Source organism: Streptomyces sp. NPDC040589 (assembly GCF_055594445.1).
The window spans coordinates 281,285-301,486 of sequence record NZ_JBVIWP010000001.1 but is presented as its reverse complement, the minus strand read 5'-3'; the positions used below and the strand labels follow the sequence as shown (position 1 = coordinate 301,486).

The following is a 20,202-nucleotide window of genomic DNA, read 5'->3' as shown; positions in this document are numbered from 1 at the left end:
GGGTGTTCACGGGCCCGGCTGTCTGCGGCTGGTGGGCCGGTGTTCACGGGCTTGGCTGTCTGCGGCTGGTGGGCGGGTGTTCCCGGGCTTGGCTGTCTGCGGCCGGTGATCCGGTGTTCCCGGGCTTGGCCTGTCCGTGCTGGTGGGCGGGTGTTCACAGGCCCGGCCGTCCCCGACCGGTGAGCCGGTGTTCACGGGCCGGCCGGACGCGGCCCGTGAGCCGTGTTCGTGGGGCAGGGGCGCCCAGCCCGGGGGGTTGTCCGCGGTCCGTGGTTCACGGGGTGGCCGTCCGTCGTTCCCGAGCCGCTAGCCTTTGCGCCACAGCAGTGGTTTCAGGCAGGCGGTAGGCAGATGGACTTCCCGGCGGACTTCTCCGCGGACTTCCCGGCGCAGACGCAGACCCACCCGCACGGCGGATGGCCCGGCAACGAGCTGGAGGAGGTGCTCTCGGCCTCCCTCGGCGCCGGTCCCTCGGCCGGCGGGCGGATCGTCGAGGTGCTCGGCCGGAGTTTCGTGTGGATCCCGCTGCCCAGCGGCGGCGGCCCGCAGAGCGGCCCCCTCGACCTCCCCGGCATCGAGATCGAGGGCCAGGCGTACGTGCCGGTGTTCAGCTCCGAGGAGCAGTTCCGCCAGGTCGTCGGCTCGCACATGTCGTACACCATCGCGCCGGCCGTGGAGTTCGCCCGCGGTCTGCCCCCGCACGCGGGGATGGCCATCAACCCGGGCGGCGTCGTCGGCGTCCCGCTCCCGCCGCCGGCCGTGGCCGAGCTGTGCCGGGCCGGCCGGACCCCGCTGGACGGCCCCGCGAGCGGCGGCCGGGTCCGCCTCTTCGAGCCCGACTGGCAGGACGACCCGGTGGACTTCCTCGCCGCCGCCTCCGCCGAGTTCGAGGCGATCGGCGTCGTCGTCACCGCCCGCCGCTGCCTCGCCGCGATCGAGACCGCCGACCCGGTGATGTTCGTCGGCGTCGAACTCTCCCAGTGGGAAGGCGACCTGCGCGCCCTCCCGCTGGACGCCCTCACCCGCGCCGTCACCGACGCCCCGCCCCCCTGGCCGGTCAACCTGGTGCTCCTGGACGTGGCGGAGGATCCGGTCGGCAACTGGATGCGCGACAGGGTCCGGCCCTTCTTCCAGCGGTAGGTCAGGTACCCCAGGGGCGCGGGGCCGTGACACCATGCGGCTCCGCGGCGTGAGCGCGAGAACCACATACGGCCCGCACCCGCAGGGCGGCACCAAGCCCCGGGCACCTGCGCGGGCTTAAGCTAGGTCACGGTCGAGGCGTTGTACGAAGGGGCGGTAAAGGTGAGCGCGAGCGGCACGGCCGCGGCCGGACAGGTCGAGCACATGCTGCGCCAGGTCACGCCCGGGCGTTATGACGCCTATGAGGCCCTCCTGCGCGCGCTCGCGACCCCGCACAGCGGCCAGATCTGGATGCTGCTGTGGCACGGCCAGGCCGGATCCCCCGACGCCCAGTACGGAAACATGGAGGTCGGGGGCCACGGCTACGCCCCCTGTGTGACCTCAGCGCAGGAGCTCTCGGCCAGCGGCTGGAACCGCAGTTACGAGGTCGTCGACGGCATCGACGTGGCCCGTGCCCTCTACCCCGACCACTACGGCCTCTGGCTCAACCCGCACGCCCCCGGCGGCGGCGTCGGCATCCCCTGGCTCGACCTGCGCCGCATCGCCACGGGCCTGGACCGCCAGCCCGCCGGACCCCTGCGGCTGTCCGAACCGGCCATCGAGATCCCGCAGTTCTACGCCCTGCTCGCGCAGAACGCCCACCGCACCCCGGCCGTCCGCTCGCTGCGCCGCGCCTGGGTCCAACCCGCGCTCGGGGCGCCGTATCTCGCCATCGGACTCGACGTCTACGACACCTCGCCGCCGGCCGTGGACGCGGTGCGCGCGATGATGCAGCAGTCCCTCGGCGCCGTACCGGACGGGCTGCCCGTGTCGACCGTCGCGATGTCCGACGAGCACGACCCGGTCGCCATGTGGCTGCGCTCCGGCGCCCGCCCCTTCTACGACCGTGAGGCCCACGCCACCGCCCCGGTCCAGGCCCCCGCCTCGGGCTACGGATACCCCCCTGCCCAGGGCAGGTACTGACCCGCCGCAGGTCCCGCGAAGCCGTTCCGGAACGCGACAGCCGCTCGACTCTCCGCGCGTAGATAAGAACGAAAAGGGCATCGATGTCCTAATATGCCCCTGTCGCAGCGTGTCCGACCCCTGCTACCCGTTGTCCGGATAACGGAACCCTGCAGACAGCATCACGTTTACGCATCCTTTCATCGCCAAGTCTGGCAACAGATCGCCAAAGCGTTGAAGACTCCCCGCAAGACACGGGCCGGGTCGGTCTCGTGTACGAGACAAACAAAACCGCTACAGCGGCAGCCAGGGGCTCGGCGATCGCCGGGTCGAGAGGGGTCAATCGCACCGTGACCGCACCGATCGAGACCACCGGGGCGGAAGCCGGAGCACAGCCCGAGGCCGTGCTCGCCGGGGTCAAGAAGAGCCAGATCGAGGGGCGCTCGCTCACCCAGATCGCCTGGATGCGCTTCAAGCGGGACAAGGTGGCGATGGCGGGAGGCGTCGTCGTCATCCTGCTCGTGCTGATGGCGGTGTTCTCCAAGCCGATCCAGTGGATCTTCAACCTCGATCCCAACAAGTTCAACCAGGACCTCATCGACCCCGCGCTGCTCGCACCCAAGGGCGGCTGGGGAGGCATGAGTTGGGACCACCCGCTCGGCGTGGACCCCCAGTACGGCCGGGACATGCTCGCCCGCATCATCGACGGCTCCTGGGTCTCCCTGCTGGTCGCGGGCGGCGCCACGCTGCTGTCCGTGTGCATCGGCACCGTGCTCGGTGTCGTCGCCGGGTACTACGGCGGCTGGATCGACAGCGTCATCAGCCGGATGATGGACACCTTCCTGGCGTTCCCGCTGCTGCTGTTCGCCATCTCGATCTCGGCCTCGGTGCAGGACGGCTTCTTCGGTCTCGACGGCCTGTCCCTGCGCATCTGCGTGCTGATCTTCGTGATCGGCTTCTTCAGCTGGCCGTACATCGGCCGCATCGTGCGGGCGCAGACCATGACCCTGCGCAAGCGGGAGTTCATCGAGGCGGCAACCAGCCTCGGAGCGCGCGGTCCGTACGTCCTGTTCCGGGAACTGCTCCCCAACCTCGTCGCGCCGATCCTCGTCTATTCGACGCTGATCATCCCGACGAACATCCTCTTCGAGGCCGCGCTGAGCTTCCTCGGTGTCGGCATCGCTCCGCCGCAGGCCTCCTGGGGCGGCATGCTCAGCAACGCTGTGGATCTCTACACGGCTGATCCGCAGTACATGTTCGTGCCCGGACTGGCGATCTTCATCACCGTCCTGGCCTTCAACCTGCTGGGTGACGGGCTGCGTGACGCCCTCGACCCTCGCAGCAAGTGATCCATCGAATGAGGGGGCTTCCTCAGGTGAAGACGAGAAGGGTGACCGCCGGCGTTGCGTCGGTCCTGGCACTGTCGCTGGGTGCTGCCGCGTGCGGCGGCGGAGGTGACGACAACGACGGGGGAGGCAGCGGCAAGAAGGACGCCGCGCTGAACTCGATCGTCAACGCGTCGAGCAAGAAGGGCGGGACGGTCTCGTACGAGCACTCGGACGTGCCGGACTCCCTCGACCCGGGCAACACGTACTACGGCTGGGTGCAGAACTTCTCCCGCCTCTACGGCAGAACGCTCACCACGTTCAAACCGGCGGCGGGCAAGGAAGGCCTGGAGGTCGTGCCGGACCTCGCCGAGGGCCTCGGCAAGTCCAGCACGGACGCCAAGACCTGGACGTACAAGCTGCGTACGGGTGTGAAGTTCCAGGACGGCACCCCGGTGACGTCCAAGGACGTGAAGTACGCCATCGAGCGTTCCAACTTCGCGCCCGAGGCGCTGTCCAACGGCCCGACGTACTTCAAGGCGTACCTGGACGGCGGCGACAAGTACAAGGGCCCGTACAAGGACAAGTCCGCCGAGGGCATCAAGTCCATCGAGACGCCGGACGACCAGACGATCGTCTTCAAGCTGAAGCAGCCGTTCGCCGACTTCGACTACCTGGCGACGTTCTCGCAGACGGCCCCGGTGCCGCAGTCGAAGGACACCGGTGCGAAGTACGTGCAGGCCATCCAGTCCACGGGCCCGTACCAGTTCCAGTCCTACGAGGAGGGCCGCGGCGCCACCCTCGTGCGCAACCCGCAGTGGGACGCGAAGACGGACCCGGTCCGCAAGGCTCTGCCGGACAAGGTCACGATCAAGTTCAAGGTCAACCCGGTCACGGTCGACAACGACCTGCTCTCCGACAAGATCACGGCTGACGCGGCCGGCACGGGTGTGCAGCCGCAGACCCAGCCGAAGGTGCTGCGCGGCAAGTACGCCAACCAGACGGACAGCTCGTACGCCGGTGCGACGCAGTACATCGCGCTGAACGTGAACGTGAAGCCGTTCGACAACGCCGACTGCCGCAAGGCCGTGCAGTGGGGCCTCGACAAGCAGTCGGTGCTCGACGCCATGGGCGGTTCGCCGAAGGGCGACGTGGCGACCACGCTGCTGCCGCCGTCGGTCAACGGCTACACCAAGTTCGACACCTACGCGACCGAGGGTCACAAGGGTGACGTGGCCAAGGCCAAGGCAGCGCTGAAGGCGTGCGGCAAGCCGAACGGCTTCGACACGATCCTGACGGCCCGTTCCGACCGGCCCGCCGAGGTCGCGCAGGCCACGGCCGTCCAGGCGTCGCTGAAGAAGATCGGCATCAACGTCGAGATCAAGCAGTTCCCCTCCGGCAAGTACTTCTCCAACTTCGCCGGTGTCCCGAGCTACGTCCACGACAACAAGCTCGGCATGCTCTCGATGGCGTGGGGCGCCGACTGGCCGACCGGCTACGGCTTCCTCGACCAGATCATCAACGGTGCGGCCATCAAGCCCTCGGGCGGCAACAACCTGATGGAGCTGGACGACCCGAAGATCAACAAGGCCCTGACGGACGCGATCGCCAACACCGACGACGCGGCCCGCACCAAGGCCTGGGGCGACATCGACAAGATGGTGCTCGACAACGCCTCTGTCGTTCCTGTCATCTACCGCAAGAACCTGCTGCTCAGGCCGACGTCCGCGGCCAACGTCACGGTGACGCAGGCCTACCTCGGCATGTACGACTACCTGCTGATGAGCTCCTCGAAGTAAGCCAGCAGGCCGGATCCTTTCGAAAGGCAGGTGAAGGCACCGGGTGGCCGCGGCGGACGATCCCGCCGCGGCCACCCGGGGCCGTACAGCTGTGGCTGCGTACATCCTCCGACGCGTCATGGGCGCGGTGCTGTTGCTGCTGGTGGTCAGCGCAGTCACTTTCGCCATCTTCTTCCTGGTTCCCCGCATCGGGGGCCAGACGGCCGACCAGTTGGCCACCCAGTACGTCGGCAAGGACGCGAACCCCGAGTCCGTCGCCGCGATCAAGCAGAACCTCGGCCTGGACCAGCCGGTCTACGTCCAGTACTGGGACTTCATCAAGGGCATCGTGATCGGCGCCGACTACAAGTTCGGTCCCGACGCGACGCACTGCAGCGCACCCTGCTTCGGGTACTCCTTCAAGAACCACGTCGAGGTGTGGCCCCAGCTTCAGGAACGGATCCCCGTCTCCTTCTCGCTGGCCGTCGGTGCCGCGGTGATCTGGGTGGTCTTCGGTGTGACGACGGGTGTGATCTCCGCGCTGCGCAAGGGCAAGCCCATCGACCGCATCGCCATGTTCATCGCCCTCTCCGGCGTCTCGCTCCCGATCTTCTTCACCGGCCAGATCCTGCTGGCGCTCTTCGTCTACGAGATCCCCATCTGGGACAGCGTCGACTACGTCCCGTTCACCGAGAACCCCGCGGAATGGGCCTGGCACCTGATCCTGCCCTGGGTCAGCCTCGCCTTCCTCTTCTCCGCTCTGTACGCCCGGCTCACCCGGGCGGGCATGCTGGAGACGATGAGCGAGGACTACATCAGAACGGCCAGGGCCAAGGGTCTGAAGGAGACCACGGTCGTGGCGAAGCACGGCCTGCGCTCCGCGCTGACCCCGATCGTCACGATCTTCGGTATGGACTTCGGTCTCCTGGTCGGCAGCGCGGTGCTCACCGAGACGGTCTTCTCGCTGCAGGGCATCGGGGCCTACGCCATCCAGTCCATCCAGCAGAACGACTTGCCCATCATCATGGGCGTCACCATGGTCGCCGCGTTCTTCATCGTCTTCTGCAATCTGATCGTCGACCTGGTGAACGCCGCCATCGACCCCCGGGTGAGGTACTCGTGAGCAAGCTCGACAAAGCCGCGCTCGGCGAACCGGACCCCGTCGCCCCGTCCACCGCGGACGACGTGTTCCTGTCCGTACGGGATCTGCGCATCCACTTCGACACGGACGACGGTCTCGTCAGGTCGGTGGACGGCGTCAGCTTCGACGTGCGCAAGGGCAAGACCCTGGGCATCGTGGGCGAGTCCGGCTCCGGCAAGTCCGTCACCTCTCTCGGCGTGATGGGCCTGCACCGCTCGGCGCGTGCCAAGGTCTCCGGCGAGGTGTGGCTGGACGGCCAGGAGCTGATCGCGGCCGACCCCGACGAGGTACGGCGGCTGCGCGGCCGGAAGATGGCCATGATCTTCCAGGACCCGCTGTCGGCGATGCACCCCTACTTCTCGGTCGGGCAGCAGATCGTCGAGGCGTACCGGGTCCACCACGACGTCAGCAAGAAGGTCGCCAAGCAGCGGGCGATCGAGATGCTCGACCGGGTCGGCATCCCCGAGCCCGCCAAGCGCGTGGACGGCTATCCGCACGAGTTCTCCGGCGGTATGCGCCAGCGCGCGATGATCGCCATGGCGCTGGTGAACAACCCCGAGCTGCTCATCGCCGACGAGCCGACCACCGCCCTGGACGTCACTGTGCAGGCGCAGATCCTCGATCTGATCCATGATCTGCAGAAGGAGTTCGGCTCCGCGGTCATCATGATCACCCACGACCTGGGCGTGGTCGCCGAGATGGCCGACGACCTGCTGGTCATGTACGGCGGCCGGTGCGTGGAGCGTGGTCCCGCCGAGGACGTGTTCTCCGAGCCCCGGCACCCCTACACCTGGGGTCTGCTCGGCTCGATGCCGCGTATGGACCGGGAGGAGACCGACCGGCTCATCCCGATCAAGGGCGCGCCGCCCTCCCTCATCAACCTCCCGTCCGGCTGCGCCTTCAACCCGCGCTGCCCGTACGCGGACATCCCGAAGGACAACGTCACCCGCACGGTCCGCCCCGAGCTGACCGAGGTCGGTGGCGGGCACTGGGCCGCCTGCCACATGACCCAGGAGCAGCGGGAGCGTATCTGGACCGAAGAGATTGCGCCGAAGCTGTGAGCGACGAGAAACCGGTGAGCACACCGGACACCAGCGGGGCCACCCTCACCAAGGACTCCGCCGCCGACGGCGAGATCCTGCTGAAGGTGACCGGCCTGCAGAAGCACTTCCCGATCCGCAAGGGCCTGCTCCAGCGGCAGACCGGCGCGGTGCGCGCCGTCGACGGCATCGACTTCGAGGTCCGCAAGGGCGAGACGCTCGGTGTCGTGGGCGAGTCGGGCTGCGGCAAGTCCACCATGGGCCGGCTGATCACCCGGCTGCTCGAACCGACCGGTGGCAGGGTCGAGTTCGAGGGCAAGGACATCACGCACCTCGGCACGAGCGATCTGCGCCCGATGCGCCGTGACGTGCAGATGATCTTCCAGGACCCGTACTCCTCGCTGAACCCCCGGCACACGATCGGCACGATCGTCGGCGCCCCCTTCAGGCTGCAGGGCGTCGAGCCCGAGGGCGGCGTGAAGAAGGAGGTCCAGCGGCTGCTGTCGGTGGTCGGCCTCAACCCCGAGCACTACAACCGCTATCCGCACGAGTTCTCCGGCGGCCAGCGCCAGCGCATCGGCATCGCCCGCGCGCTCGCGCTCAACCCCAAGCTGGTCGTGGCGGACGAGCCGGTCTCCGCGCTGGACGTGTCGATCCAGGCGCAGGTGGTGAACCTGCTGGACGACCTCCAGGAGGAACTGGGCCTGACGTACGTCATCATCGCGCACGACCTGTCGGTCGTCCGGCACGTCTCGGACCGGATCGCGGTGATGTACCTCGGCAAGATCGTCGAGCTGGCCGAGCGCGACCAGCTCTACAAGTCGCCGATGCACCCGTATTCCAAGGCCCTGCTGTCGGCCGTGCCGGTACCGGACCCGAAGCGCCGGGGCGCCAAGAGCGAGCGCATCCTGCTGAAGGGCGACGTGCCCTCGCCGATCTCCCCGCCGAGCGGCTGCCGCTTCCACACCCGGTGCTGGAAGGCGACGCAGATGTGCAAGACGACCGAGCCGCCGCTGGTGGAGCTGCGGGCCGGGCAGCGCGTCGCCTGCCACCACCCGGAGAACTTCGAGGACCAGCAGCCGCAGGACACCGAGCTGCTGACCTCGGCGAAGGACGCGGCGAACGGCCCGGCCGTCGGCTCGTCCGTGGCGAAGGGCGCCTCCGGGGAGTCCGTGGAGAAGTAGCCCATCGGAGCCCCCGCCCCGCAGTCGGGGGCGGGGGCTCGGCCATGGGTAAAAATGTTCGGGTGCTCCAGCAACTCTTCACCCCGTCCGTCCAGCACTCGCTCGAGCTGATCGGCATCTTCGTCTTCGCGATCTCCGGCGCCCTGCTGGCCGTCCGGAAGAACTTCGACGTGTTCGGCATCGCCGTCCTCGCCGAGGTCACCGCGCTGGGCGGTGGTCTCTTCCGTGACCTGGTCATCGGGGCCGTACCGCCCGCCGCCTTCACGGACCTGGGGTACTTCCTCACCCCGCTGCTCGCCACCCTCCTGGTCTTCTTCCTGCACCCTCATGTGGAACGCATCCAGGTCGCCGTGAACGTCTTCGACGCGGCCGGCCTCGGCCTGTTCTGCGTCGCCGGGACGACGAAGGCGTACGAGTACGGGCTCGGCCTGACCGCCTCCGCCTGTCTGGGCCTGGCCACCGCGGTGGGCGGGGGCGTGCTGCGGGACGTGCTCGCCAACGAGGTGCCCTCGCTGCTGCGCTGGGACCGCGACCTCTACGCGGTCCCGGCGATCGTCGGCGCCACGATGGTCGTGCTGTTCATCCGCTACGACGTCCTGTCGCCGCTGACCAGCGCGCTCGCGGTGATCACCGGCTTCGTGCTGCGCCTGCTCGCGATGCGATACCACTGGCGAGCTCCGCGGGCGTGGCACCGGCGGTCGACGGTGAGCGAGGAGGAGCAGCCCCTCCTGCCGTGACGGGGTGGCGGCCGGTCATCTCCGTCAGCCAGCGGAACGCCGGGACGACCTGCGACCGCCACAGCGCCATGGTGTGACCGCCCGCGCTCCTCGGCACGAACACCACGTGCACGGTCGTCGGGGCCTTCGCGGCCTGTTCCAGCGCCACGGCATCCTCGTAGCCGTCGTGCGGCTGGCCGGAGAGGTAGAGCGCGGTCCGCGGCGGGGCGGGCGCCTCGCGCAGCAGCGGTCCGGATGAGTCGGACACTTACCGAGAAATTGCCCGTGTCTCACCAAGTCGGGGGTGCTGGGCGAGCTGGCAAAGCTACCGCTTAGTAGTTAGTTCTTGTACTGTTCAGCCATGCCAGAAGCAGCCACCGCCCCGGATGTCCGGGCCACGATCGGCGACAGCGAGTTCGACCGCGACACCGCGCTCACCCCCCGCGCGCCCGGCGTCTACGACATCGACCTCTCCGCCGGCTGGACGATCATCAGCGCCGTCAACGGCGGCTACCTGCTGGCCGTCCTGGGCCGCGCGCTCGCGGACGCCCTGCCGCATGCCGACCCGTTCACCGTCTCGGCGCACTACCTGACCGCGTCCCAGCCCGGCCCGGCGGTCGTCCGCACGGACGTCGTCCGCACCGGCCGCACCCTGTCGACCGGCCAGGCCTCCCTCTTCCAGTACGACGACGAGGGCCGCGAGGTCGAACGCATCCGCGTCCTCGCCTCCTACGGCGACCTCGACGCCCTGCCCGACGACGTCCGTACGACGGCCGAGCCGCCCGCGATCCCGCCGATGGAGCACTGCTTCGGCCCCGAGGACGGGCCGGCCCCCGTCTCCGGCAGCTCGGCCATCGCCGACCGCCTGATGCTCAAGCTGGACCCGTCGACGCTGGGCTGGGCCCTCGGACAGCCGTCCGGCAAGGGCGAGATGCGCGCCTGGTTCGGCCTCGCGGACGGCCGCGACCACGACCCGCTCTCCCTGCTGCTCGCGGTGGACGCCCTGCCGCCCACCGCCTTCGAACTGGGCCTGAAGGGCTGGGTCCCGACCGTCGAGCTGACCGTGCACGTCCGCTGCCGCCCGGCACCGGGCCCCCTGCGCGTCTCGATCACCACGCGCAACCTCGCCGGCGGCTTCCTGGAGGAGGACGCCGAGGTCTGGGACAGCACCGACCGCCTGGTCGCCCAGTCCCGGCAGCTCGCCCGGGTCAGGCTCGGCTGAACTCTGCCTCACTGACAGGCAGATCACAGGGCGTCCCGAGGAGAGTCCTGAGCGGCGTTGGTTGAGTGCTCGCCTCAGGACTTCCTCACCTTCCCTGGAGCTGTCTCTCATGAAGCGTGCTCGTCTCCTCCCTGCCGTGGCCCTGCTGGCCCTGTCGCCCTTGGCCCTGGTGGCCTGCGGCTCGGGTGACTCCTCGTCGTCCTCGAGCAGCGGCGGCTCCGGACAGCGGCAGGCCTGCCAGGCGCCGTCGGGGGCGCCTTCGGGCGCACCGTCTGGTGCGCCCTCGGGGGCTCCCTCCAGGGCGCCGTCGGGCGCTGCTTCCGGAGGCGCCAAGCCGTCGGGTGCGCCGTCCGGGGCGCCTTCGGGTGCGCCCAGTGGCGCGCCGGGCGGTGCTCGGGGCGGTGCTCAGGGCGGTGGGCAGGGCGGTCCCGGCGGTGGCCAGGGCGGCGGCTGCGGTGCTCCGGGCGGCGGTGGCCAGGCCTCGGGTGGACAGGGGCAGCAGACTCCGCAGGCGCAGAAGGAGCAGTAGGAGCAGAGGCGGCACAGGGGGGGGCGGAGGGGCCGACCGGGACCCTCCGGAATGCGACAGGGGCGGCGTGCTCGGCGAACGGGCGTGCCGCCCCGGCGCGTTGTGCGCGGGGTGTCAGTCCAGCCAGTGGTGGCGGCCGAGGCCGATCAGCCGCATCTGGCGGGTCGCCACCTGCGCGACGTGCCGAGTCCGCTGCGCACGCTCCTTCTCCGGGCCCTCCAGCGCCTCCAGGAAGAGCGACGCCGTGATCAGCATCTGGTCGACGTAGAGGTGCGCGAGCATCAGCAGGTCGTCCTCGGTCCAGCCCTCGGAGACCGGGTCCTTGGCCAGCTCGTCCTTGACCTCCTGGGCGAAACGGGCCAGTTGCTCCCGTATCGCCTCCCGTACCGGCTGTACTCCGCCATGCCGTTCACGGGCGATGAACCGGACATGCGCGGGGTACCCGTCGACGTGACGGGCGATCAGCTCGATGGCGCGCGTGATGCGCTCCTCGTGGTCGCCGGTCGCGGACACCGTCGTCCGGATCATCGGGTGCAGGCTTCCCAGCGCCTCCTCGACCAGGGCCACGCCCAGGTCCGCCGTGGAGCGGAAGTGCCGGTAGAAGGCCGTAGGGGCGACACCGACGGCGCGTGTGACCTCGCGCAGCCCCAGGCTGCTCAGGCTCTGCTCCTCCAGCAGTCCCAGGGCCGCGTCCAGGAGTGCCTGCCGGGTCTTCTGTTTCTGGGCCTGCCGGATGCCGAGAGTGTGACTCATACCATGCAGTTAACAACTGTTCTCTGGAATTGGAAAGTCATGAGAGACGCTAGACTGGGAAGTCAGTGAACAACTGTAACTACAACCGTTCACCGAAACCCTGGGGGCTTTTCCCATGCTGTTCATCGTTGCCGCACTCCTGCTGCTGGGAGTCGTGCTGGGCACCGTGGCCCACGCGCCGCTCACCTTCTCCGTCGCCGCCGGCGTGGTCATCGCCGCCTGGCTCGGCATCTTCGCGATCCGCGAGCGCCACAGCCGACGGCGCCACACGCAGGCCCACTGACCGCCGTCCCGCGACACCGCCCCGCCGACCACCGTCCCGCCGACCCGACAGGGAGTCGATCATCATGCAGCTCACCGCTCCGGCCACACGCCGCACCGGTATCCGCGACACCGACGGCATGGCCGTCGCGTCCTTCATCCTCGGCCTGCTCGGCCTGCTCGTCCTCAACCTCTTCCTCGGCCCGATCGCCATCGTGCTGGCGAGCGTCGCCCTGTGGCGCGGCACCGAGCGCCCCGGCCGCGCCTACCTGGGTCTTGGCCTGGGCATCGCCGACCTGCTGGTCCTGGCGGCGTTCATGGAGTTCGACAGCACGATCTCCTGGAGCTTCTGAGCCGCCGTCGGACGGCCGTGCGCCGGCACGGCGCGGCCGGGCCCGTGGACGACGGGCAGCAGCCGCGCGGGAAAGCGGTTCACGTTCGGCCAACCTTGCCCTGAGGGCCGTGGAGGCAGAGCCGTAGAATCGGGCTCACCATGGCTTACCTCGACCACGCCGCGACCACCCCGATGCTTCCGGAGGCGGCAGAGGCGCTCACCGCGCACCTGGGTGCCACCGGCAACGCCTCCTCCCTCCACGCATCCGGCAGGCAGGCCCGCCGTACCGTCGAGGAGGCCCGCGAGACCCTCGCCGAAGCCCTCGGCGCCCGCCCCAGCGAGGTCGTCTTCACCTCGGGCGGCACGGAGGCCGACAACCTCGCCGTCAAGGGCCTGTACTGGTCACGCCGCGACGCCGACCCGGCCCGCACCCGCGTCCTCGCCAGCCCCGTCGAGCACCATGCCGTCCTCGACGCCGTCCACTGGCTCGGCGAACACGAGGGCGCCACCATCGAGTACCTGCCGGTCGACGCCCACGGCCGCGTCCACCCGGACGCCCTGCGCGAGGCGATCGCCCGCGACCCCGACGATGTGGCCCTCGCCACCGTCATGTGGGCGAACAACGAGATCGGGACGATTCTGCCGATCCGCGAACTCGCCGACGTGGCCGCAGAGTTCGGTGTCCCCCTGCACTCGGACGCCGTCCAGGCCTTCGGTCAGATCCCCGTGGACTTCGCCTCCTCCGGCCTCGCCGCGATGACGGTGTCCGGCCACAAGATCGGCGGTCCCTACGGCATCGGCGCGCTGATCCTCGGCCGCGAGCACGCTCCCGTACCGGTCCTGCACGGCGGCGGCCAGGAACGCCATGTGCGCTCCGGCACCCTCGACGTGCCCGCCATCGCCTCCTTCGCAGTCGCCGGGCGGCTGGCCGCCGAGCAGCGCGAGTGGTTCGCCCGCGAGGTCGGCGCCCTGCGCGACGCCCTGGTCACCGCGGTCCGCTCGGCCGTGCCGGACGCCATCCTCGGCGGCGACCCCGCGCCGGAGGGCCGCCTCCCCGCCAACGCGCACTTCACCTTCCCCGGCTGCGAGGGCGACTCCCTCCTCCTCCTGCTCGACGCCCAGGGCATCGAATGCTCCACCGGCTCCGCCTGCACCGCCGGCGTCGCCCAGCCCAGCCACGTCCTCCTCGCCACCGGCACCGACCCCGACCTCGCCCGCGGCACCCTCCGCTTCTCCCTCGGCCACACCTCCACCGAGTCCGACATCAAGGCCCTCGCGAAGGCCATCGGCCCGGCGGTGGAACGGGCGCGGGCGGCGGGGCTGACGTAGGGCGGGTCAGTCGGACGCGGTCCGCGGCGGCTTGTGCGCGCTCCCCGGCGCCGAGGGGGCGGTGGGGGCCGGAGCCGTGATGGCGCGGAGCACGGACTGCTGGGGCGCGATGCTCTGCGGCGGCGGAAACTTGGCCGCGAGGCCTTTCAACAGCCGGATGTACGCGGCCCGTTGAGGCGGACGGGGATCTGAGCGGCCCGCTTCCCACGCGCTCACGGCCTCCCTGCGGACCCCCAGCGCGTCGGCCACGCGCTCCTGACTGAGACTGCCGGCCTCACGCAGACGCTTGCGCTCGGCGGGCTCGGGCAGCCCGTCCGACGGCGAAGCCTCTGCCAGCAGGGCGTCGACCGCGTCGAACAACGCGTTCCCCTGATCCTTGGACACGCCGGTCACCTCCTGTTTCGTTCCTGGAGCGTATCGAAGCGCACTCTGGAACGCTTGGCGAAACGCTCAAATGAAACGCATGTGCTCCGCACGTGAAGCGCGCGCGGAACGCTCATCCCCGCTTCTCGGGGACGGGGTCTCGAATGAGGGGCCATGAACGTCGCTGACCTGTGCTTCTGCGCGTCGAGTCCGATCTGCGCCCCCTCACCGGCTCCTGCGCTCCCGCCGGATGGTTATGTGCAACAGGGATAGTTTTCCGGGTCGCACATTGTCGCCTTCTGCCGACGAGCTCTCGGGGCGCACAGCGTTAACGTGAGCGTTGCGCGCACGTTCCTCACAGGTCGCGCACGCTCCCCGTATGCGGGAATCGCCTGCCTTTGGGAACGGAACACGCCATGCCTTCGCACGCGCTGACCGAAGCCGCTGCCGCTGCCACGCCCGTGTACCTCACGGCCGCTGTCACGGCGGGCCTCGGGCTTCTCGCTCTGGCGGTCAAGCTCGTCCTGCGCAAGCTCAAGCAGCGCCGTCAGGACCTCGCCGGCCCGCTGGCGGCGCTGACCGCACTCTTCACCCGGCTCCGTCAGCTGGACACCAGGCCCACGACCGCCAAGGACCTGGAGTTCGTCCGGGAGAAGGTCGATGATTTTGAAGCCGCGGTACTCAGGCGGAAGAGGCTGGGCAAGGTTCTCGGCGACGTCATCCGACTCGCCGGCGAGTACCGGGCCATCGAGTTACCCGAGGTCGGCGACCGCCTCCCGGCCGGTTTGAGCGCCAGCGCCCTGTACGAGCGCTCGCGCAGGCAGGGGGCTGTGGCGCGGGAACTCCAGGCCGCCGTCGTCGCCGCCACGGAGCGGCTCGAACGGATGCACAGCCGCTGACGCCGCTCGCCCGTCAAGCCCGCCCCGTACGAGCCTCCCGCACCAGCCGCATGTACTTGTCCCAGTCCCAGTGCGGCCCCGGGTCCGTGTGGTCCGTGCCCGGGACCTCCACATGGCCGATGATGTGCTCGCGGTCGACGGGTATGTCGTAGCGCGCGCAGATGCGGGCCGTGAGGCGGGCCGAGGCTTCGTACATCTTGTCCGTGAGGTCCTGCGGGCGGTCCACGAAGCCCTCGTGCTCGATGCCGACACTGCGTTCGTTGTAGTCGCGGTTGCCCGCGTGGTAGGCCACGTCCAGCTCGCGGATCATCTGCGTGACGTGCCCGTCCTGGCGGACGATGTAGTGGGTGGCCGCCTTGTGCCCCGGGTCCTGGAAGGCCTTCACCGCGCTGTCGAAGCTGCCTTGGGTGACATGGACGATCACCGTGTCTATGCCGAAGTCGTCGGGGCGGTCCGCCCGGCGCCAGTTCGCCTCCGACGCCGCCACCCAGCGAGCACCCGCGTAGTCGACCTCGCCCGCCTTGCGCGGCTTCTCGACGCCGGGAGTCCGCCACCACAGGCGCGCGAGCTCGTCCCTGGCCAGCACGGCCGTGCCCGCCGCTGCCGCCGCCCCGCCGATCAGCAGCGCGCGACGCCCGACCTTCCGGTCGCCGTCCTTCGAAGCCTTCCGCTGTCCCATGTGATCGTCAACGGATACTCGTGAGCCCTGGTTCCCGCGCCCCCTTACCCTGGAGGGGCTATGACTGAAACCCCGCAGCGCTCCCGTCCCCTCCGCGTCCTGGCCGCCATGTCCGGCGGAGTCGACTCCGCCGTCGCCGCCGCCCGCGCGGCCGAGGCGGGCCACGACGTGACCGGCGTCCACCTCGCGCTCTCCGCCAACCCCCAATCCTTCCGGACGGGCGCGCGCGGCTGCTGCACCATCGAGGACTCGCGCGACGCCCGCCGCGCCGCGGACGTCATCGGGATCCCCTTCTACGTGTGGGACCTCGCCGACCGCTTCCGCGAGGACGTGGTCGAGGACTTCGTCGCCGAGTACGAGGCCGGCCGCACCCCCAACCCCTGCCTGCGCTGCAACGAGAAGATCAAGTTCGCCGCCCTCCTCGACAAGGCCCTCGCGCTGGGCTTCGACGCGGTGTGCACCGGCCACTACGCCAAGGTCGTCACGCTCGCCGACGGCACCCGTGAGCTGCACCGCGCCTCCGACATGGCCAAGGACCAGTCGTACGTCCTGGGCGTGCTGGACGACCGGCAGCTCGCCCACGCCCTCTTCCCGCTCGGCGACACGGTCACCACGAAGGACGAGATCCGCGCGGAGGCCGAGCGCCGGGACCTGGCGGTGGCCAAGAAGCCCGACTCCCACGACATCTGCTTCATCGCCGACGGCGACACCCAGGGCTTCCTGGCGGACCGGCTCGGCAGGTCCGAGGGCGACATCGTCGACGAGTCCGGCACACGGATCGGCACGCACGAGGGCGCGTACGGCTTCACCATCGGCCAGCGCAAGGGCCTGCGCATCGGCACCCCGGCCCCCGACGGCAAGCCGCGCTACGTCCTCGACATCTCCCCGGTGGACAACACCGTCACGGTCGGCCCGGCCGCCGCGCTGGACGTCAGCGCCCTGACCGCGATCAAGCCGCGCTGGTGCGGTGCCGCCCCCGCGGGCCCGGGCACCTACACGGCCCAGCTCCGCGCCCACGGCGGCGAGACCGAGGTCACCGCCGAACTCGTCGACGGCTCCCTGGAGGTCACCTTCACCGAGCCGGTCCGCGGCGTCGCCCCCGGCCAGGCGATCGTGCTGTACGACGGCACGCGCGTGGTGGGCTCGGCGACGATCGCCTCGACGACCCGGGCGACGGCGGGCGTGGCCTGACGCCGGGCCCGTCAGCCCTGCAGGAAGAAGTCCGTCAGCACCGGCGCCAGCACGTTCGGCTCGACCATGTGCGTCTGGCCCTGGAGCGTGCGGTACGTGCCCGTGGGGACCGAGTCCGCGATCGCCCGGGCCGCCTCACGCAGCCAGGCGGGGCTCGCGTCGCCCGCGACCGCCAGCACGGGGACGCCGACCGCGGCCAGCCGGTCGCGGGGCACCCGGCCGTCGCGCATGACGGCGTCGTCGTAGGCGAGGCTCGCGGCGATCGCCTCCATGCCGGCCCACATGGGGGACTGGCGGGCTCCCTGGATCATCCCCTCGGCCAGGCCGGCCAGCCGCAGGAACAGCTCGACCGCGTCCCCGCGCCGTCCCTCGGCGAGCGCCTCCGTCAGCCGCCCGGTGTACTCCGCGCGCTCCTTGGCGCCCTCCTCGGACATCGCGAACGGCGTCTCGTACACCGCGACGCGCCGCACCGGCAGTCCGCTCGCCGCCGCCTCCAAGGCCAGCGCCCCGCCCGAGGAGATGCCGTACAGGAACGCCTCGCCGCCCACCGCCTCGATCACCGCCGCCAGGTCCTCGAGCTCACGCTCCACGGCGTACGGCGCGGTGTCCCCGCTGGCACCGCGGCCCCGGCGGTCGTACACCACGGCCTGGAAACGCTCCGAGAGCGACACGGCCAGCGGCGCCAGGGTGCCGCCCGTCGACATCGCGCCGCTCACCAGAACGACCGCGGGGCCCTGTCCGGTGCTCTCGTAGGCGATGCGGGTGCCGTCGCGCGAAAGGATCTTCTTGTCCATGCTCATGCAGACTGCCGCACGGCAGGGTCTTCATCGGTGAGGCGGGCCGTGCGTCAGCCGATCACATCACTTCCACCTCGTAGAAGCACAGGTGGTCCTTGATCTCCGCGACGTCCGGCTTGGGATCCGGATACGCCCACACGAGGTCCGCCGCGTCCGGCAGCGACCAGTAGGAGGCGGTGCCCTTGAACGGGCAGTACGTCCGGGAGCCGGACGGTGTGAGCAGATCCAGGTGTACGTCCTCGGCCGGGATGTAGTACCGCTCGGGACAGCCCGTCTCCCGCAGGACCAGCGCCCGGTCGCTCTCCGCCAGGACCTGTTCGCCGCGCACCACGCGCACGTGCCGTCCGCTCCGCTCGATGGTGATGCGATGCCCTGTGGTCACGATCGCCCTCCTTGGGTAGCCGAGTCCTTCGTTACAGCGCACGCTGTAGCGGAGTTCTTCCCTCGCCGCAGGAGGCCCCCATGCGAGCAACGGAACCGGCCGGAAACCGCAGCACCCTCGCCCATCAGGTCAGGTACGCCCTGCGCCACCCGGGGCGCGTGCCCGCGCACGCCCGGCGCACGGTGCGGGACGCCTGGCTGCGGCTGCGGTACCGCGACCACATCTCGTACTACCGCGCCGTCATGGCCTCCGACGCGGCGCGCAGCGCGGAGGCGGCGGTGGGGCACAACCCCTCCCGCGAGGCGTGGACGCGGATCGGGCGCATGCAGTTCGACTACCTGGTGGGGCACGGCCTCCGGCCGGAGCACCGGATGCTGGAGATCGGCTGCGGCAATCTGCGTGCCGGACGCCTGTTCATCGACCACCTCGACGCCGGCCACTACTACGGCATCGACATCTCGCCGCACATCCTGCTCGCCGCCCAGGACACCCTCGTGTCCGAGGGCCTCCAGCCCAAACTGCCCTACCTGGCGCTCGCCGACGACCTCACCTTCGCCTTCCTGCCCGACGCGCACTTCGACGTCGTGCACGCGCACAGCGTCTTCTCTCACTCGCCGTTGCACGTCATAGAGGAGTGCTTCGCCCACGTCGGCCGGATCCTCGCACCCGGCGGCTTCTTCGACTTCACGTTCGACCGCACCGAGGGCGTGGAGCACCAGGTGCTCCACGAGGACTTCTACTACCGGACCCGGACGCTGACCGAACTCGCCGCGAAGCACGGCCTGGAGGCCCGGTTCATGGACGACTGGGAGGAACTCCCGCACCGGCAGTCCAAAATGCGGGTCACCGCGGCGCCCGACCGTGCCCGTACGGTGGGCTCATGAACATCTGTGTCTTCCTCTCCGCCGCCGACCTCGACGAGCGCTACACCCGCCCGGCGCGCGAATTCGCGACCCTGCTGGGCAAGGGCGGTCACACCCTGGTGTGGGGCGGCTCGGACGTCGGCCTCATGAAGGTGGTCGCCGACGGGGTGCAGGAGGCGGGCGGCCGGCTCACCGGCGTCTCCGTGAAATTCCTCTCGGCGAAGGCCCGCCCGGGCGTCGACGAGATGGTCGTCGCCAAGGACCTCGCCGAGCGCAAGAGGCTCCTCCTGGAGAAGGCCGACGCCGTGGTCGTCATGGTCGGCGGCACGGGCACGCTCGACGAGGCGACCGAGATCCTGGAGCTGAAGAAGCACGGCCACACGGACAAGCCCGTCGTCCTGCTCAACACCGCGGGCTTCTACGACGGCCTGAAGGAGCAGTTCCGCCGCATGGAGGCCGAGGGCTTCCTGCCCCGCCCGCTCACCGACCTGGTCTTCTTCGCGGAGGAGCCGGTGGGAGCCCTGGCGTACCTGGAGGAGAGCCGCGGCATCGAGTGACCTGGGGGCCTGGCGCTGATGCGAGCATGGCGGACATGGCTACTCATGTGATCACCGGAGCGGGCTCCGGCATCGGCGCGGCCGTGGCCCGCCGTCTGCACGCGCGCGGGGACGACCTCGTGCTGCACGCGCGCGACGCGGGCCGTGCGAAGGAGCTGGCGGCCGAGTTCCCGGGGGCGAAGACCCTCGTCGGCGACCTGGCCGACCCCGACAAGCTCTCCTGGGCCTTCTCCCACCAGTCGCTGCCCGACCGCGTGGACTCGCTGCTGCACATCGCCGGGGTCGTCGACCTCGGCCCGGTCGGCGACCTCACCCCGAAGACCTGGCGGCACCAGCTCAACGTCAACCTCGTCGCCCCCGCCGAGCTGACCCGGCACTTCCTGCCCCAGCTGCGCGCCGCCCGGGGCCACGTGGTCTTCGTCAACTCCGGCGCCGGCCTCAACGCCCACGCCGGCTGGTCCGCGTACGCCGCCTCCAAGCACGGCCTGAAGGCCCTTGCCGACTCCCTGCGCCACGAGGAGCACGCGGGCGGCGTCCGCGTCACCTCGGTCTACCCGGGCCGCACGGCCAGCCCCATGCAGGCCAAGGTCCACCAGCAGGAGGGCAAGGAGTACGACGCCGCCAAGTGGATCGACCCGGAGTCCGTGGCCACGACGATCCTGACGGCCCTGGACCTGCCGAGGGACGCCGAGGTCAACGACCTGACGGTGCGACCGGGGAACTGACCTGTCGCGGTCGGCGCCGGTGCGTGTCCATCAGCCCCCGGGGACGGGGCTG

22 protein-coding genes and 1 pseudogene are annotated in these 20,202 nt (G+C 70.3%); 17 read left to right on the top strand and 6 right to left on the bottom strand.

What is annotated here, in order from left to right; all coding sequences use genetic code 11:
- Positions 1–351 precede the first annotated feature (351 nt).
- The 8 genes from ACZ58V_RS01305 to ACZ58V_RS01270 all read left to right on the top strand — a co-directional run bounded on the left by ACZ58V_RS01305 (position 352) and on the right by ACZ58V_RS01270 (position 9,287).
- Positions 352–1,140: an enhanced serine sensitivity protein SseB gene (locus ACZ58V_RS01305; RefSeq protein ID WP_468194787.1), complete on the top strand. Its 789-nt coding sequence runs from the start codon at positions 352–354 to the stop codon at positions 1,138–1,140.
- A gap of 162 nt (positions 1,141–1,302) precedes the next feature.
- A complete protein-coding gene (locus ACZ58V_RS01300; RefSeq protein ID WP_468194789.1) occupies positions 1,303–2,103 on the top strand; it encodes an enhanced serine sensitivity protein SseB C-terminal domain-containing protein in 801 nt (266 codons plus the stop codon).
- 329 nt (positions 2,104–2,432) lie between these two features.
- Positions 2,433–3,431 (top strand): ABC transporter permease, encoded by a 999-nt coding sequence (locus tag ACZ58V_RS01295; protein ID WP_382838533.1) that lies wholly within the window; start codon positions 2,433–2,435, stop codon positions 3,429–3,431.
- An 8-nt stretch (positions 3,432–3,439) separates the two neighbouring features.
- A complete protein-coding gene (locus ACZ58V_RS01290; protein ID WP_471287802.1) occupies positions 3,440–5,206 on the top strand; it encodes an ABC transporter substrate-binding protein in 1,767 nt (588 codons plus the stop codon).
- 91 nt (positions 5,207–5,297) lie between these two features.
- Positions 5,298–6,308 carry an ABC transporter permease gene (locus tag ACZ58V_RS01285; RefSeq protein WP_468194794.1) on the top strand — a complete coding sequence of 337 codons (1,011 nt, stop codon included), beginning with the start codon at positions 5,298–5,300 and terminating at the stop codon, positions 6,306–6,308.
- Complete coding sequence (locus ACZ58V_RS01280; RefSeq protein WP_468194797.1) at positions 6,305–7,387, top strand: ABC transporter ATP-binding protein; 1,083 nt, start codon at positions 6,305–6,307, stop codon at positions 7,385–7,387. The genes ACZ58V_RS01285 and ACZ58V_RS01280 overlap by 4 nt, the downstream gene beginning before the upstream one ends.
- Before the next feature lie 14 nt (positions 7,388–7,401).
- Complete coding sequence (locus tag ACZ58V_RS01275) at positions 7,402–8,550, top strand: ABC transporter ATP-binding protein (RefSeq protein ID WP_468194799.1); 1,149 nt, start codon at positions 7,402–7,404, stop codon at positions 8,548–8,550.
- A gap of 62 nt (positions 8,551–8,612) precedes the next feature.
- On the top strand, positions 8,613–9,287 hold the full coding sequence (locus ACZ58V_RS01270; protein ID WP_189727788.1) for a trimeric intracellular cation channel family protein: 675 nt from the start codon (positions 8,613–8,615) through the stop codon (positions 9,285–9,287).
- Here the strand turns inward: ACZ58V_RS01270 and ACZ58V_RS01265 are convergent.
- A pseudogene (locus ACZ58V_RS01265) lies at positions 9,178–9,513 on the bottom strand (esterase); the annotation flags it as partial. The gene ACZ58V_RS01270 and the pseudogene ACZ58V_RS01265 overlap by 110 nt on opposite strands.
- Positions 9,514–9,627: 114 nt before the next feature.
- Between ACZ58V_RS01265 and ACZ58V_RS01260 the strand changes: the two are divergent.
- Entirely contained in the window at positions 9,628–10,488 is an 861-nt protein-coding gene (locus ACZ58V_RS01260) for a thioesterase family protein (protein ID WP_468194803.1), read from the top strand.
- Positions 10,489–11,131: 643 nt separating this feature from the next.
- On the opposite strand, the gene ACZ58V_RS01255 is transcribed toward ACZ58V_RS01260, so the two are convergent.
- Positions 11,132–11,770 carry a TetR family transcriptional regulator gene (locus ACZ58V_RS01255; RefSeq protein ID WP_468194805.1) on the bottom strand — a complete coding sequence of 213 codons (639 nt, stop codon included), beginning with the start codon at positions 11,768–11,770 and terminating at the stop codon, positions 11,132–11,134.
- Between the two features lie 115 nt (positions 11,771–11,885).
- Between ACZ58V_RS01255 and ACZ58V_RS01250 the strand changes: the two genes are divergently transcribed.
- The 3 genes from ACZ58V_RS01250 (at position 11,886) to ACZ58V_RS01240 (ending at position 13,694) form a co-directional block, all read left to right on the top strand.
- Positions 11,886–12,053: a hypothetical protein gene (locus ACZ58V_RS01250; protein ID WP_184598666.1), complete on the top strand. Its 168-nt coding sequence runs from the start codon at positions 11,886–11,888 to the stop codon at positions 12,051–12,053.
- Between the two features lie 64 nt (positions 12,054–12,117).
- A complete protein-coding gene (locus ACZ58V_RS01245) occupies positions 12,118–12,384 on the top strand; it encodes a DUF4190 domain-containing protein (RefSeq protein ID WP_189727798.1) in 267 nt (88 codons plus the stop codon).
- A gap of 140 nt (positions 12,385–12,524) precedes the next feature.
- Complete coding sequence (locus ACZ58V_RS01240) at positions 12,525–13,694, top strand: cysteine desulfurase family protein (RefSeq protein ID WP_189727800.1); 1,170 nt, start codon at positions 12,525–12,527, stop codon at positions 13,692–13,694.
- Positions 13,695–13,700: 6 nt separating this feature from the next.
- On the opposite strand, the gene ACZ58V_RS01235 is transcribed toward ACZ58V_RS01240, so the two are convergent.
- Positions 13,701–14,078, bottom strand: coding sequence for a helix-turn-helix transcriptional regulator (locus tag ACZ58V_RS01235; protein WP_471287797.1), 378 nt, complete (start codon positions 14,076–14,078; stop codon positions 13,701–13,703).
- A gap of 395 nt (positions 14,079–14,473) precedes the next feature.
- Between ACZ58V_RS01235 and ACZ58V_RS01230 the strand changes: the two genes are divergently transcribed.
- Entirely contained in the window at positions 14,474–14,956 is a 483-nt protein-coding gene (locus ACZ58V_RS01230) for a hypothetical protein (RefSeq protein ID WP_471287795.1), read from the top strand.
- 13 nt (positions 14,957–14,969) lie between these two features.
- Here ACZ58V_RS01230 and ACZ58V_RS01225 read toward each other — a convergent pair whose 3' ends face one another.
- Entirely contained in the window at positions 14,970–15,635 is a 666-nt protein-coding gene (locus ACZ58V_RS01225; protein ID WP_468194815.1) for an N-acetylmuramoyl-L-alanine amidase, read from the bottom strand.
- 60 nt (positions 15,636–15,695) lie between these two features.
- On the opposite strand from ACZ58V_RS01225, the gene mnmA reads away from it, so the two are divergent.
- A complete protein-coding gene (gene mnmA, locus ACZ58V_RS01220) occupies positions 15,696–16,826 on the top strand; it encodes a tRNA 2-thiouridine(34) synthase MnmA (protein WP_471287792.1) in 1,131 nt (376 codons plus the stop codon).
- A gap of 11 nt (positions 16,827–16,837) precedes the next feature.
- Here the strand turns inward: mnmA and ACZ58V_RS01215 are convergent, their stop codons facing one another.
- Together ACZ58V_RS01215 and ACZ58V_RS01210 are read right to left on the bottom strand one after the other, a co-directional pair.
- A complete protein-coding gene (locus ACZ58V_RS01215) occupies positions 16,838–17,620 on the bottom strand; it encodes an alpha/beta fold hydrolase (RefSeq protein WP_471287791.1) in 783 nt (260 codons plus the stop codon).
- A 61-nt stretch (positions 17,621–17,681) separates the two neighbouring features.
- On the bottom strand, positions 17,682–18,005 hold the full coding sequence (locus ACZ58V_RS01210; protein WP_468194824.1) for a DUF427 domain-containing protein: 324 nt from the start codon (positions 18,003–18,005) through the stop codon (positions 17,682–17,684).
- A gap of 80 nt (positions 18,006–18,085) precedes the next feature.
- On the opposite strand from ACZ58V_RS01210, the gene ACZ58V_RS01205 reads away from it, so the two are divergent.
- The 3 genes from ACZ58V_RS01205 to ACZ58V_RS01195 are packed head-to-tail and all read left to right on the top strand — an operon-like array spanning position 18,086 to position 20,150.
- On the top strand, positions 18,086–18,889 hold the full coding sequence (locus ACZ58V_RS01205; RefSeq protein WP_468194827.1) for a class I SAM-dependent methyltransferase: 804 nt from the start codon (positions 18,086–18,088) through the stop codon (positions 18,887–18,889).
- Positions 18,886–19,425, top strand: coding sequence for an LOG family protein (locus tag ACZ58V_RS01200; RefSeq protein WP_468194830.1), 540 nt, complete (start codon positions 18,886–18,888; stop codon positions 19,423–19,425). Before ACZ58V_RS01205 ends, ACZ58V_RS01200 begins: the two co-directional genes overlap by 4 nt.
- A 26-nt stretch (positions 19,426–19,451) precedes the next feature.
- Positions 19,452–20,150: an SDR family oxidoreductase gene (locus tag ACZ58V_RS01195; RefSeq protein ID WP_468194833.1), complete on the top strand. Its 699-nt coding sequence runs from the start codon at positions 19,452–19,454 to the stop codon at positions 20,148–20,150.
- Positions 20,151–20,202: the final 52 nt, after the last annotated feature.

Bases quoted from the DNA above. Each gene is read 5' to 3' on its own strand.
- ACZ58V_RS01255 (WP_468194805.1), bottom strand. From the start codon at position 11,770: ATGAGTCACACTCTCGGCATCCGGCAGGCCCAGAAACAGAAGACCCGG.
- ACZ58V_RS01290 (WP_471287802.1), top strand. From the start codon at position 3,440: ATGAGGGGGCTTCCTCAGGTGAAGACGAGAAGGGTGACCGCCGGCGTT.
- ACZ58V_RS01225 (WP_468194815.1), bottom strand. From the start codon at position 15,635: ATGGGACAGCGGAAGGCTTCGAAGGACGGCGACCGGAAGGTCGGGCGT.
- ACZ58V_RS01245 (WP_189727798.1), top strand. From the start codon at position 12,118: ATGCAGCTCACCGCTCCGGCCACACGCCGCACCGGTATCCGCGACACC.
- ACZ58V_RS01205 (WP_468194827.1), top strand. From the start codon at position 18,086: ATGCGAGCAACGGAACCGGCCGGAAACCGCAGCACCCTCGCCCATCAG.
- ACZ58V_RS01250 (WP_184598666.1), top strand. From the start codon at position 11,886: ATGCTGTTCATCGTTGCCGCACTCCTGCTGCTGGGAGTCGTGCTGGGC.
- ACZ58V_RS01305 (WP_468194787.1), top strand. From the start codon at position 352: ATGGACTTCCCGGCGGACTTCTCCGCGGACTTCCCGGCGCAGACGCAG.
- ACZ58V_RS01195 (WP_468194833.1), top strand. From the start codon at position 19,452: ATGGCGGACATGGCTACTCATGTGATCACCGGAGCGGGCTCCGGCATC.
- mnmA (WP_471287792.1), top strand. From the start codon at position 15,696: ATGACTGAAACCCCGCAGCGCTCCCGTCCCCTCCGCGTCCTGGCCGCC.
- ACZ58V_RS01230 (WP_471287795.1), top strand. From the start codon at position 14,474: ATGCCTTCGCACGCGCTGACCGAAGCCGCTGCCGCTGCCACGCCCGTG.
- ACZ58V_RS01240 (WP_189727800.1), top strand. From the start codon at position 12,525: ATGGCTTACCTCGACCACGCCGCGACCACCCCGATGCTTCCGGAGGCG.
- ACZ58V_RS01260 (WP_468194803.1), top strand. From the start codon at position 9,628: ATGCCAGAAGCAGCCACCGCCCCGGATGTCCGGGCCACGATCGGCGAC.
- ACZ58V_RS01200 (WP_468194830.1), top strand. From the start codon at position 18,886: ATGAACATCTGTGTCTTCCTCTCCGCCGCCGACCTCGACGAGCGCTAC.
- ACZ58V_RS01215 (WP_471287791.1), bottom strand. From the start codon at position 17,620: ATGGACAAGAAGATCCTTTCGCGCGACGGCACCCGCATCGCCTACGAG.